Raw genomic sequence first — 13124 nt, forward strand, 5'->3', positions numbered from 1 at the left:
CCATGTCCGCCACCCGATCCCAGCACAACCCACCACACAACGCGCCGCACCGGCCGCTGTATCTCGCCGCCGACATCGGTGGTCAGCGGTCCTACGACGCGGCGTGGTACGTCGAACTCGCCCGGCTCGCCGAGCGGGGCGCCCTCGACTTCGTCACGCTCCAGGACACCTTCGCGCGCCCCGGCCCCGACGCGCTCGCCGTGCTGTCCCGGGTCGCGCCCGCGACCGAGCGCATCGGGCTCGTGCCCACCGTCACCACCACCCACACGGAGCCGTTCCATGTCTCGGCGGCCGTGGCCACCCTGGACTGGGTCAGTCGCGGCCGGGCCGGCTGGCTGGTCGATGTGTCCACCACCCCGGCGGAGGCCCGGCTGTTCGGCCGCCGCCCGGCCGGGACCGCCCCCGCCCTGTGGCAGGAGGCGGGCGAGGTGGCCGAGGTGGCCGCCCGGCTCTGGGACAGCTGGGAGGACGACGCCGAGATCCGCGACACATCGACAGGGCGCTTCATCGACCGCGACAAGCTGCACTATGTCGACTTCGAGGGGGCCACGTTCACGGTCCGCGGCCCGTCCATCGTGCCGCGCCCGCCGCAGGGCCACCCCGTCACCGTGGTCGACGCGACCGAGGGACCCAGCAGGGAGATCGCCGCGCGCCACGCGGATGTCGTCCTGGTCAGGGCCGGCCGGCCCGACGAGGCGGCGGCGATCCGGGAGAAGCTCCGCTCACGGGCCGCCGACCACGGCCGTGCCCCCGGCACACCGCGGGTCCTCGCCGCGCTCACCATCGATCTCGGCGACGGCGAACGCCCGCTGGAACCCGGCCTGGAGAGCGCGCCGCGCACCACGGCGGGCGACACCGGACCGCACTACCGCGGCGGCCCCGTCGATCTCGCCGACCTGATCACCACCTGGCACGCCACCGGTGCCGTGGACGGTTTCCATCTCACCCCCGCCGAGCCGCGACGCGATCTCGAACGGCTCGTCAACGGGACGGTGGCGCTGCTCCAGCACCGCAGTCTGTTCCGCACCTTCCATCCGGGCGGCACGCTCCGCGAGCATCTGAACCTCGCGCGCCCGGCCAACCAGTACGCGCCCGCCGGGGGAATCTCATGACCATCGACACCGACACCGACACCGACACTTCCCGTACCGCTCACAAGCGGATCCATCTCGCCGCGCACTTCCCCGGGGTCAACAGCACCACCGTATGGTCCGACCCCCGCTCCCGGTCCCAGATCGACTTCTCCTCCTTCGAGGCGCTGGCCCGCACGGCGGAGCGCGGGAAGTTCGACTTCTTCTTCCTGGCCGAGGGGCTGCGGCTGCGTGAACACAAGGGCCTCATCCACGATCTGGACGTGGTCGGCCGTCCCGAATCCCTCACCGTGCTGAGCGCGCTGGCCGCCGTCACCGACCGGCTCGGTCTCGCCGCCACCGTGAACGCCACCTTCAACGAGCCCTATGAACTGGCCCGCAGGCTCGCCACACTCGACCATCTCAGCGCGGGCCGTGCCGCCTGGAACGTGGTGACGTCCTCCGACGCCTTCACCGGGGAGAACTTCCGGCGCGGCGGCTATCTCGACCGCGCCGACCGCTACACCAGGGCCGCGGAGTTCGTCGCGACCGCGCGGGAGCTGTGGGACTCCTGGACCCCGCCCGCGCCCGGCGCCCCGTACGGCACACCGCGCCCGTTCGCCCACTCCGGGCGGCAGTTCGAGATCGAGGGGGAGTTCACCGTCCCGCGCTCGCCGCAGGGCCACCCCGTGGTGATTCAGGCGGGCGACTCGGAGGAGGGCCGGGAGTTCGCCGCCTCCGCCGCCGATGTCATCTTCACCCGGCACGGCACCCTGGAGGCGGGCCGCGAGTTCTACACCGACACCAAGTCCCGGCTGGCGAAGTACGGCAGGGACCCGGACGATCTCAAGATCATGCCGGGCGTCACCTTCGTCCTCGGCGACAGCGACTCCGAGGCGCAGGAACGGGCCGCCGAGATCCGTGGACAGCAGGTCTCCCCACAGAACGCGATCCTCGCCCTGGAGCAGGTCTGGGGGCGGGACCTGTCGGCGTACGACCCGGACGGGCCGCTGCCCGGCATCGATCCGGACCCGGACTCCGAACTGGTCCAGGGCCGGGTGCGGCACGGTGACGCGCTCGCCGTCGCGGCCAAGTGGCGGGCGCTGTCCGAGGCCAAGGGGCTCTCCATCCGGCAGACCGTCATCGAGACCACCGCGCGGCAGTCGTTCATCGGCACCCCGGAGAGCGTCGCCGAGAGCCTTGACACCTTCGTACGGACCGGGGCGGCGGACGGATTCATTCTCGTACCGCATCTGACCCCGGGCGGTCTGGACGACTTCGTGGACCGGGTCGTACCGCTCCTCCAGGAGCGCGGGGTCTTCCGTACGGAATACGAGGGCACCACCCTGCGCTCACATCTCGGGCTTCCCGCCCCCGAAGGGAAGGGTTCAGCGGCATGAGCACGGATGTAACGGATGTATCCGATGTTTCCCCCATGGTCGTTCAGGAATGGGAGAGTTGGCGCGAGCGCCGGACGGCCGTCGTCTCGGCGCCGTACGGACCGCTCTCGCTCACCGGCACGCACTGGCTCGCCGACCATCCGGAAGGTCGCCTCCCGGATGTTCCGGGGGTGTGGCGCGCGGCCGAGGACGGTGACGAGGTGGTGCTGACGGCGGCGGACGGAGACGGCCTGAGCGCCGACGGCCGACGGCTTGACGGCGAGATCCGGCTGACCGCCGATCGCGGCCCGTCCGAGGAGTCCCGGATCGCGGCCGGCGGGCGCAGGCTCCTGGTGCTGCGCCGCGAAGGGCTCTGGGCCGTCCGCTCCTTCGACCCGGAGTCCGCCGCGCGGCGCGCGTTCCGGGGCGTCGAGACCACGCCGTACGACCCGGACTGGACGCTGCCGGGCCGCTTCCGGCCGTACGACACGAGCCGCACCGTCCGGGTCGAGAACGCCGACGGGCGGGAACGTGGCCTCGGGCTCGGCGGCGAGATCGTCTTCACCGTCGACGGTACGGAGTACACCCTCCAGGTCGCGGTCGAGCCCGACGGCTCGCTCTGGGCGGTCTTCGCCGATACCACCAGCGGGAAGGGGAGTTATCGCTTCCGCTTCCTGCGGCCCACCGCTCCCGCGGCGGACGGGACGGTGACGGTCGACTTCAACCGTTCCCTGCTGCCGCCGTGCGCCTTCGCGGACCACTTCATCTGCCCGTTCCCGCCACCCGGCAACACCCTCCCGATCGCCGTGACGGCGGGCGAGCGCGACCTGTTGCCGGGCCGAGGCGCGAGGTGACACCCCCGGGCTGCCCGGGATCACGCCAGAGGACAAGGGCGAATTCAAGACAGGACTAGTCCTCACCCGCTGATGACATGGCGATCGCACCGGGTGTTCGCATATGGAACCGCCCTGCCCGGAAGCGGTCGTTCGACCGCGCCGCTCACAGCGGCCGTTGGGTACACCGGTCCTGAAGTCGACCTTGTGTGTTACTGGTCGGTTTCGGAATAGTGGGCGCCTCATCCTCCGTGTCAGGACACCCCACATGGCCTGACACGGTCCCCCCACAGGAGGCTGACGTTGAATCATCGACGCATATCGAAAAAGCGAGTGACGCTGGCGGGAGGCGCCGTGGCCGCTCTGGTGGTCGCCGGTTTCACCTTCCAGACTGCGAACGCCACTGAGGGCACGCCCCAGTTCACGGTGAAGTCGCTGACCGCCACGGCGGCCGGAACTCTCGCGTCCACCCTGGATGACAGCCTGGGCGCCGACGCGGGCGGCGCGTACTACGACGCCGAGTCGAAGGCGCTCGTGGTGAATGTCGTCGACGAGCGGGCGGCCGATGCCGTGCGCCAGGCCGGCGGCAAGGCCAGACTGGTTCAGAACTCCCTGGCCGAGCTGAAGAGCGCCCGGCAGACCCTCACGGACCGGGCGACCATCCCGGGCACGTCCTGGGCCGTCGACCCGGTGACCAACAAGATGGTCGTCACGGCCGACCGTACGGTCACGGGCGAATCCTGGGACAAGCTCAGCGGCGTGGTGAAGGCGCTCGGCGACAAGGCCGAACTGAAGAAGACGGCGGGGGAGTTCAAGCCCTTCGTCTCCGGCGGTGACGCCATCACGGGCGGCGGCGGGCGCTGCTCGCTCGGCTTCAACGTGGTCAAGGACGGCGCGCCGTACTTCCTGACCGCCGGGCACTGCACCGAGTCCATCCAGACCTGGTCGGACGCGCAGGGCACCGAGATCGGGACGAACGAGGGGTCCAGCTTCCCGGACAACGACTACGGCCTGGTCAAGTACACCGCCGAGGTGCCGCACCCGAGCGAGGTGAACCTCTACGACGGCAGCACGCAGGCGATCACGAAGGCGGGCGACGCGACCGTCGGCCAGCAGGTGACCCGCAGCGGCTCCACCACCCAGGTCCACGACGGTGAGGTCACCGGGCTCGACGCCACCGTGAACTACGGCAACGGCGACATCGTCAACGGGCTCATCCAGACCACGGTCTGCGCCGAGCCGGGCGACAGCGGCGGCTCGCTCTTCGCGGGCGACACCGCGCTCGGGCTGACCTCGGGCGGCAGCGGCGACTGCTCCTCGGGTGGTGAGACGTTCTTCCAGCCGGTGCCGGAGGCGCTCGCCGCGTACGGAGCACAGATCGGCTGACCGAACCCGCTGAGCCGGCCGAACCCGCTTCACGGAGGGGCCCGGTCCACCACGACCTGTGGTGGACCGGGCCCCTCTCTGTGTGACCGTTCCGTGACGGAGAGTGTCTTTGGTGTCGCGAACCGTCGCTCACTCGTGCGCCTCGATCGGGGTTTTTCCTCAACTGCGCTGCCTGGCCGAGGAGGTGACGGCATGGCGTCCGCCTCGGCCGCCGCCCCTCGCTCCAGGAATCGTTTGCGTGTTCGAATCTGGTCGCTGACCTGGACTGATGGAGTTAGAGTAATCGAACGAGCGTACGATGAACATATCGGGTGTACGGCAGAAAAGGGGTGGAGTGATGGAGGTGCGACATGGCGGGCTTCGCCCATCTGCACGTCGCGTCCGGTTACTCCGTTCGCTATGGAGCCGCCCACCCCGAACAACTCGTCCGGCGGGCGGCCGAGCGGGGCGTGACGGCGCTCGCGCTCACGGACCGGGACACGGTCACCGGTCTTGTCCGGTTCGCGCGGGCGTGCGCCGGGGCCGGCGTCCGGCCGGTCTTCGGGGTCGATCTGGCGGTGGAGGCCCTCGCGCCCCCGCCGCCGGTCCAGCGGCGCCGCACCCCGGCGCGCGGTGGCGCGCATGTCGTCGAGCCGCCGCTGCGGTTCGTCCTGCTGGCGCGGAACAGGGCGGGATGGGCGCGGCTGTGCCGTATCACGTCGGCCGCCCATGTCGGTGCCGTATCCGGTACGGCGCCGGTGGTGCCGTGGGAGGCGCTGCGCGAGCACGGCGGCCCCGGTCTGACCGTGCTGCTCGGACCGCTCTCGGAGCCGGTGCGGGCCCTGGCGGCCGGACGTGAAGACGTCGCGATGAAGCTGCTGGCGCCGTGGCAGGAGATCTTCGGTGAGGGACTCAGGCTGGAAGCTGTTGTGCATAAACGTTTCGGCATCGGGCCCGGATCGCTTCGGCTGGCTGCCAGGACCCTGGCACTGGCCGACCGCACCCACACCACCGCGGTGCTCTCCAACGCCGTCCGCTACGCCGACCCCGACCAGCACCGGCTCGCCGATGTCCTGGACGCCGCGAGGCTGCTGCGGCCGATCGACCGGCGCCGGCTGGACAGCGGACAGCGCTGGCTGAAGGACGAAAGGGCGATGACGGTCATCGCGCGGATGATCGCCGAATGCGCCGGAGCGGATGCCCGGCGGGCCCGTCGTCTGATGGCGGACACCGCCGCCACGGCGGCCATGTGCGCGGTCGACCCCGCGGCGGACCTCGGGCTGGGCACGCCGCACTTCCCGGAACCGTCGCTCTTCGGTGTCGGACCCGGGGCGGGCGGATCCGGCGCGGGCGGACCCGGCGCGGGCGGCCCCGGGGCGGGTGGAGCCGCGCAGCTGCTGCGCCGGCGGTGCGAGGCCGGCATGGCCCGACGCGGGTTGGACCGCGACCGCGCCGCGCTCGATCGACTGGAGGAAGAGCTCGATGTGATCTCCAAGCTGGACTACGACTCGTACTTCCTCGCCGTCGGCCAGGTCGTGGCCGACATCCGGGAGAAGGGCATCCGGGTCGCGGCCCGCGGCTCGGGCGCGGGATCGCTGGTCTGTCATGTGCTGGGCATCGCCACGGCCAACCCGCTCGACCACCGGCTGCTGTTCGAACGCTTTCTGAGCGTGCGCAGGAGGTCGCTGCCCGACATCGACATCGATGTGGAGTCCGCCAGACGGCTGGAGTGCTACGACGCGATCTTCGACCGGTTCGGCAAGGAGCGGGTGGCGGTCACCGCGATGCCCGAGACCTACCGGGCCCGCCGGGCCCTGCGGGACACCGGCCTCGCCCTCGGCATCGCGCCCGCGGACATCGACCGGATCGCCAAGAGCTTCCCGCACCTGCGAGCCTCGGACATCACCGGCGCGCTCGCCGAGCTTCCCGAACTGCGGCAGCTGGCGGCCGAGGCGGACCGGTTCGGGCCGCTGTGGGAGCTCGCCGAGGGCCTTGACTCCCTGGTCCATGGCATGGCCATGCACCCGTGCGGGGTGGTCATCAGCGACGCCACGCTCCTGGACCGGCTGCCGGTGCAGCCCACACCCCAGGGCGACTACCCCATGGCGATGGCGGCGAAGGAGGAGATCGAGGACCTGGGCAACATCAAGCTGGACGTTCTGGGCGTACGGATGCAGTCCGCGATGGCCCACGCCGTCACCGAGATTGAACGGACCACCGGCAACCACATCGACCTGGACGATCCCCAGCAGGTGCCGCTCGACGACGTCTTCGCGTTCAAGCTCATCCAGGAGAGCCAGACCCTGGGCCTGTTCCAGCTTGAGTCACCCGGCCAGCAGGATCTGTTGTCCCGGCTGCAACCCCGCGACCCACAGGACGTCATCGCCGACATCAGCCTCTTCCGTCCCGGGCCCGTCGCCGGCGGTATGCCCGAGCGGTACGTCGCCGCGCGCCACGGCGGCTCACCGTCCTACCCCCACCCGGACCTGGAGCCGGTACTCGCCGACACCTACGGCGTGACCATCTGGCACGAGCAGATCATCGAGACGTTGTCGGTGATGACCGGGTGCGACCGTGCGCTGGCCGAGATCGCCCGGCGGGCACTCGGCGACAAGAACCGACTGCCCAGGATCAAGGACTGGTTCGACCGGGAGACAGCCGCGCGCGGCTACAGCGCGACCGTCCGGGACGAGGTCTGGAAGACCGTCGAGGCCTTCGGCGCCTACGGCTTCTGCCGGGCCCACGCGGTCGCCTTCGCCGTACCGGCCCTGCAGAGCGCCTGGCTCAAGGCGCACTACCCGGCGTTCCTGCTGGCCGGTCTCCTCGAACACGACCCCGGTATGTGGCCCAAGCGAGTCCTCGTCTCCGACGCCCGTCGGCGCGGTGTGCCGGTGCTGTCCGTCGACATCAACCACTCCAGGGTGAAGCACACCGTGGAGAAGGCCGACGGAGGGCGCTGGGGCGTACGGCTCGCGCTGTCCGCGGTGCACGGCATCAGCGCGGAGGAGTGTGCCCGGATCGAGGAGGGCCAGCCGTACGGATCGCTGTCGGACTTCTGGCAGCGGGCCCATCCCAGCAGACCGGTCGCCGAACGCCTCGCTGAGATCGGCGCCCTGAACCGCCTGCACGACGGCCGTCTCACGCGCCGTGATCTGCTGCTCCAGATCGCCGAACTCCACCGGCAGTCCCGGACCCGGTCCGCGGGCAAGGGCCAACTGCCCATCGACGCGAACGCCGTCGGCGGAGCGGAGCCGAGCGGTCTGCCGGAGATGACCGGACGCGAAGCCCTGAGCGCCGAGCTGAGCACTCTCGGCATCGACGTCTCCAAGCATCTGATGGAGCACCATCACCGGCTGCTGCGCGAGATCGGCGCGACCGACGCGGCGCATCTGGCCGGTCTGCGCCCCGGTCAGCAGGTCCTCGTCGCCGGCGTACGGGCTTCCACCCAGACCCCGCCGATCGCCAGCGGCAAACGCGTCATCTTCGTCACCCTGGAGGACGGCTCCGGCCTGGTCGACCTGGCGTTCTTCGAGGACTCCCACCCGGCCTGCGCGTACACCGTCTTCCACAGCGGTCTGCTGCTGGTGCGCGGCACGGTCCAGGTGCGCGGCACCCGCCGCACCGTCGTCGGCACCATGGCCTGGGACCTGGACGAGATCGCCGCCGCCCGCCGCGACAACGGTCCCGAGGCCGCGCTCGCCCTCCTCGGCGCCGACCGCCCGCACCCGACCCCCGCCCAGCCGCGGCGCACCCTTGCCAACGGCACCACCGGCGCCCGGCTGCATCCGTACGCCGACCTCCAGCCTCCCGGCAGCCGCTCGGCCGATCTGAAGAAGTTCGGCCACATCAGCCCGGGGAGCGCGGGATGACCACGCGACAGCGGCATATCGCCCACCTCTATCCGCACGCCGCACTGGCCGAGGATCAGTACGGTGATCTCATCGAACTGATGTCCGGTATTACGCCCCATGTCCAGGCCGCCCCGCCCGACGCCGTCCAGCTCGACCTCACCTCGGCGCTCCGGTACTTCGACCTGTCTCCCTACGACGTGGTCCAGTTGGCGAAGCTCAGATTGAAGGCCTTCTACGGCATCGACAGCAGCGCCGGACTCGCGGGCAACCGCATGCTCGCCGTCATGGCGGCCGACTCGTCCGCGCCGGGAGAGACCACCTGGGTCCCCGCCGAACGGGCCGCCGACTGGCTCCACCCGCGCTCCGTCACCGCACTGCCCGGGATCGGCCGCGCCACGGCGGCGACACTCGGCCGATACGGTCTGCACACCATCGGTCAGGTCGCCGACACGCCCCCGGCGACCCTTCAGCGTCTTCTCGGTGTCGACCAGGCGCGGCTGCTGGCCGAACGCGCCCGAGGCCACGACCCCCGCCCGGTCACCCCCAGGGAGCCGGTGGCGCACCTGACCGCCGAGCGCGTGCTCGACCGGGACTGCCTCGATCCGGCACAGCATCATCGAGCCGTCCTGGGGCTGGCCGGGCAGATCGGTCAACGCCTGCGCGGTGAAGGCCGGGTGGCCGGCCGTATCACCCTCACGGTGCGATACGCCGATCGCACCTCCACCACACGCACACGTGCGCTCCCGGAACCCACCGACCACTCACCCGCCCTCGCCGTGGCCGCCCTGGGTCTGCTGACGGCTCTCGGTCTACAGCGAGCACGGGTCCGGGCCTTCGCGATCCGCGCCGACGACCTGTGGCCGGCCGGCAGCGCCTACCGTCAACTCTCCCTGGATCCTGGTGACGCCCGTGCTCGCGCGGCCGAAGCCGCCGCGGACCGTGCGCGTCGCCGCTTCGGGCCGGAGGCCGTCCGACCGGCGGCTCTGGCCGACTGACCGCTTGTACGCGGTCGCGGATGAGTGCCGACAGCACAAACCGGTGCCGCGCGTCGCACTTTTTACCGACGCGTAACTTCCCTTCTTCACCTTACTCATGCGTAACTTCAAAGCGGAAGCATCTTTGTGGTCCGGGCCACAGGGCTGACAGTCATCGCCATTTCCCTTGAGCCGCAAGGAGATCACACGATGCTGCCCTGGAAGCGCGCGCTCGGACCACTGACCGCGCTGCTGCTGGCCGTTGTATGCCTGGCCACCCCCGCCGTCGCCGCGCCCCCCGCCACCCCCACTGCCGTGCCCGGCGCCCCCACCGCCGCTGTCTCCGCCGACCCCGCCGTCTCCGCCGACCCCGCCGTCTCCGCTGTCTCCGCGTCGAGCAGCGGCTGGAACGACTACTCCTGCAAGCCCTCGGCCGCCCATCCCCGTCCCGTCGTCCTGGTCCACGGCACCCTCGGGAACGCCGTCGACAACTGGCTCGGCCTCGCCCCGTATCTCGTGAACCGCGGGTACTGCGTCTTCTCGCTCGACTACGGGCAACTCCCCGGCGTCCCGTTCTTCCACGGCCTCGGCCCCATCGACGCCTCGGCCGGGCAACTCGCCACCTATGTCGACAAGGTGCTCGCCGCCACCGGCGCCGCGAAGGTCGATATCGTCGGCCACTCCCAGGGCGGCATGATGCCGCGCCACTACCTGAAGTTCCTCGGCGGGGCGGCGAAGGTGAACGCCCTGGTCGGCCTCGCCCCCTCCAACCGCGGCAGCACGCTGCTCGGGCTGACCCGGCTGCTGCCGTACTTCCCCGGCGCGGGCGATCTGCTGAACGAGAAGACCCCCGGGCTCGCCGATCAGGTGGCCGGATCCGCCTTCCTCACCAAGCTCAACGCGGGTGGCGACACCGTTCCCGGGGTGCGCTACACCGTGATCGCCACCCGGTACGACGAGGTGGTCACCCCGTACCGGTCGCAGTTCCTGACCGGCCCCGACGTACGCAATGTGCTGCTCCAGGATCTGTGCCCGGTCGATATCTCCGAGCATGTGGCGATCGGGACGATCGACAGGATCGCCTTCCACGAGGTGACCAACGCGCTCGATCCCGCCCGTGCCACCCCGACCACCTGCTCGTCGGTGATCGGCTGACCCGTACACCCGTACACCCGTACACCCGTACACCCGTACACCCGTATCCCCGTATCCCCGTATCCCCGTATCCCCGTATCCCCGTATCCCCGTAGACACACGACTGCCTTCCGCCGCCGGGGAGTTCCCGGTGGCGGAAGGCAGTGTGGGGTGCCGTACGGCGGGGGTCAGCGGCTATGACGCCCGGCCGATACGGCCTTGCGGCGAGCGGTTCCGAAGGTCACCGCGGCACCGATGGCGAGCGCCGCCGCGCCACCGATCGCGAGGTAGGACGTGGTGCTGTCGCCGCCGGTCGTGGCGAGGGTGTCCTGACCGCCGGCGCTCTGCACCTCGGGGGAGTTGGCCTCGGCACCGGCTTCGGCGTGGGCGTCGGCGTTGGTGCCGGGGTAGGCGTCGGTGCTGGTGTCCGGCCGCTTCTCCGCGGTGGCCGCGGTGTCCGGGGTCGCCGGGGTCGCCGGGGTGTCCTTCGCCGAGACCTTCGTCGCGTCGGTACCGAGGTCACCATGGCCGTTGTGCTCGACGGTGGACTTCTCCGTACCCTCCGCGATCTTCTCGTCGGTGGGCGCGGAAGCGGTCGGCGCTCCTCCGCCCGCCCCGCCGTTGTCCTGTCCGAAGACCACGTCGGAGCAGGTGTAGAAGGCCTCGGGGCTGTCCGAGCGCTGCCAGATGGAGTAGATCAGATGACGGCCCGACTTGTTCGGGACGACGCCGTCGAAGACATAGGCGCCGCTCTCCAGCTTCGGATCGGTGACCTTGAGGAAGGGCTTCTCCTCCAGATCCGACCACTTCAGCGGCTTGCCCGGGTCATAGCCGTCCTTGGTGACATACAGCTCGAAGGAGCCGCGGTGCGGCGCGGTCGCCTTGTAGCGGAAGGTGCGGTTGCCCGGCGCCAGCTCGGACGACGGCCAGTCGCCACGCGCCTGATCGAGTCCCTTGTACTTGTCCTTGCCCGCGCTGCACAGCTTGCCGTCCGGGATCAACTGCCGGTGGTTCCCGGCGGCGTTGGCGATATTGACCTCGTTCCAGTCGTAGAGCGCCTGCGTTCCGCCGGCCGCGACCGCCGCCTTGCACGCCGCCGACCGCGGACTCTCCGGCCCCTCGGCGAAACACGCGGCGACCCGGCTGACCGGATCGGTCATCGACCCATGGGCGGCGGCGGGCACGGCGGCGAGCCCGGCCAGCGCGAGCGGAGCGAGGCCGAGGACGACGATCCCGGTGGCCGTACGTCGAACGGTCATGAACTGGTTCTCCTTCGGAGCGGCGGCAGCGGGGAGGAGGACAGCCGGAGCGGCAGGTGACCTCCCCGTCGCCGTACCGCCCCAGCGGTCAGCAAACTAGCCGCCCCGGACCGCGAAATCGGCTGTGGGGAGCGGGTGAGGGCGATCCTTATGCTCGGCTTAAGGAGCGGCTAAGAGACCCCTCAGGAAGCCCCGGTCACGCTCCTGGGAAGTCGCCCGGAAGCCCTCGGGACGGGTAGGGTGACCAGCGCAGTACGAGCTGTGGACGTACCTACCGAAGGAGGCGAGACCCATTACCGCTGTATCAGGTCGGGTGCTCCCTTCTCACGGCCGAGCGGTCCCGCAGGCATAGCTGACCGCCGGGAGTGCCCATCGGCATCCCGAAAGGCTCCCCCCTCTCATGTCAGCTCCTTCTCCTTCCCCCTCCCCCTCTCCGTCTTCTTCTCCGTCCTCTTCCGCGACCGAGTCCGTCATCGTCACCAGGCTTCGCGCCGCCGGCTGTGTCTTCGCGGAGGACGAGGCGCGGCTGCTCATCTCCACGGCGGCGACGCCGGAGGATCTCGCCGCCATGGTGGACCGGCGCGTCGGCGGTCTGCCGCTTGAACACGTCCTCGGCTGGGCGGAGTTCTGCGGACAGCGGATCGCCGTGGACCCCGGGGTCTTCGTACCCCGCCGCCGCACCGAATTCCTTGTGCGACAGGCGGCTGCCGCTGTCGCCACCGCCACCGCCCTCGCCGGGTCCCGAGCCGTCGTGGTCGACCTGTGCTGCGGCTCGGGCGCGCTGGGCGCCGCGCTGGCCGGGATCCTGGGCCGGGCCGAGCTGTACGCCGCCGACATCGACCCGGCCGCGGTGCGCTGCGCCCGGCGCAATGTCGCGGCCGTCGGCGGCCGGGTGTACGAGGGCGATCTGTACGGTCCGCTGCCCGCCACCCTGCGGGGCCGTGTGGACATCCTGCTCGCCAATGTGCCGTACGTACCCACCGAGGAGGTCGGACTGCTGCCCCAGGAGGCCCGTATCCATGAGGCGCGGGTGGCACTCGACGGTGGTGCGGACGGGCTCGACGTCCTGCGGCGCGTGAGCGCGCAGGCGCCGCGCTGGCTGGCCCCGGGCGGGTGCCTGCTGGTCGAGACGAGCGAGCACCAGGCGGCACGCGCCGTCGAGACCGTCGCCGGGAGCGGGCTGATCCCACGCGTGGCACGCTCCGAGGAGCTGTGTGCCACCGTCGTCGTGGGAACCATGCCCGCCCACTAGACCCTGT

9 protein-coding genes are annotated in these 13124 nt (G+C 70.9%); 8 read left to right on the forward strand and 1 reads right to left on the reverse strand.

What is annotated here, in order from left to right; all coding sequences use genetic code 11:
* Positions 1-2: 2 nt before the first annotated feature.
* The 7 genes from ABTZ59_RS29890 to ABTZ59_RS29920 all read left to right on the forward strand — a co-directional run bounded on the left by ABTZ59_RS29890 (position 3) and on the right by ABTZ59_RS29920 (position 10627).
* Positions 3-1112, forward strand: a complete 1110-nt coding sequence (locus ABTZ59_RS29890) for an LLM class flavin-dependent oxidoreductase (RefSeq protein WP_351419909.1) — start codon at positions 3-5, stop codon at positions 1110-1112.
* Positions 1109-2470, forward strand: coding sequence for an NtaA/DmoA family FMN-dependent monooxygenase (locus ABTZ59_RS29895; RefSeq protein WP_351419912.1), 1362 nt, complete (start codon positions 1109-1111; stop codon positions 2468-2470). Before ABTZ59_RS29890 ends, ABTZ59_RS29895 begins: the two co-directional genes overlap by 4 nt.
* Complete coding sequence (locus ABTZ59_RS29900; RefSeq protein ID WP_503003777.1) at positions 2467-3303, forward strand: DUF1684 domain-containing protein; 837 nt, start codon at positions 2467-2469, stop codon at positions 3301-3303. Before ABTZ59_RS29895 ends, ABTZ59_RS29900 begins: the two co-directional genes overlap by 4 nt.
* A 282-nt stretch (positions 3304-3585) precedes the next feature.
* Positions 3586-4668: a S1 family peptidase gene (locus tag ABTZ59_RS29905; protein WP_351419916.1), complete on the forward strand. Its 1083-nt coding sequence runs from the start codon at positions 3586-3588 to the stop codon at positions 4666-4668.
* Between the two features lie 350 nt (positions 4669-5018).
* A complete protein-coding gene (locus tag ABTZ59_RS29910; RefSeq protein WP_351419918.1) occupies positions 5019-8516 on the forward strand; it encodes a DNA polymerase III subunit alpha in 3498 nt (1165 codons plus the stop codon).
* Positions 8513-9493 carry a DNA polymerase Y family protein gene (locus tag ABTZ59_RS29915; RefSeq protein ID WP_351419920.1) on the forward strand — a complete coding sequence of 327 codons (981 nt, stop codon included), beginning with the start codon at positions 8513-8515 and terminating at the stop codon, positions 9491-9493. Before ABTZ59_RS29910 ends, ABTZ59_RS29915 begins: the two co-directional genes overlap by 4 nt.
* 189 nt (positions 9494-9682) lie before the next feature.
* The gene (locus tag ABTZ59_RS29920; protein WP_351419921.1) at positions 9683-10627 is read left to right on the forward strand and encodes an esterase/lipase family protein; all 945 of its coding nucleotides are present in this window, start codon (positions 9683-9685) and stop codon (positions 10625-10627) included.
* A 167-nt stretch (positions 10628-10794) separates the two neighbouring features.
* On the opposite strand, the gene ABTZ59_RS29925 is transcribed toward ABTZ59_RS29920, so the two are convergent.
* On the reverse strand, positions 10795-11865 hold the full coding sequence (locus ABTZ59_RS29925) for a lytic polysaccharide monooxygenase auxiliary activity family 9 protein (protein ID WP_351419923.1): 1071 nt from the start codon (positions 11863-11865) through the stop codon (positions 10795-10797).
* A 400-nt stretch (positions 11866-12265) separates the two neighbouring features.
* On the opposite strand from ABTZ59_RS29925, the gene ABTZ59_RS29930 reads away from it, so the two are divergent.
* Positions 12266-13117: a putative protein N(5)-glutamine methyltransferase gene (locus tag ABTZ59_RS29930; protein WP_351419925.1), complete on the forward strand. Its 852-nt coding sequence runs from the start codon at positions 12266-12268 to the stop codon at positions 13115-13117.
* Positions 13118-13124: the final 7 nt, after the last annotated feature.

Origin of the sequence: Streptomyces sp. NPDC094034 (assembly GCF_040303865.1) — a bacterium.
Classification (GTDB): Bacteria; Actinomycetota; Actinomycetes; order Streptomycetales; family Streptomycetaceae; genus Streptomyces.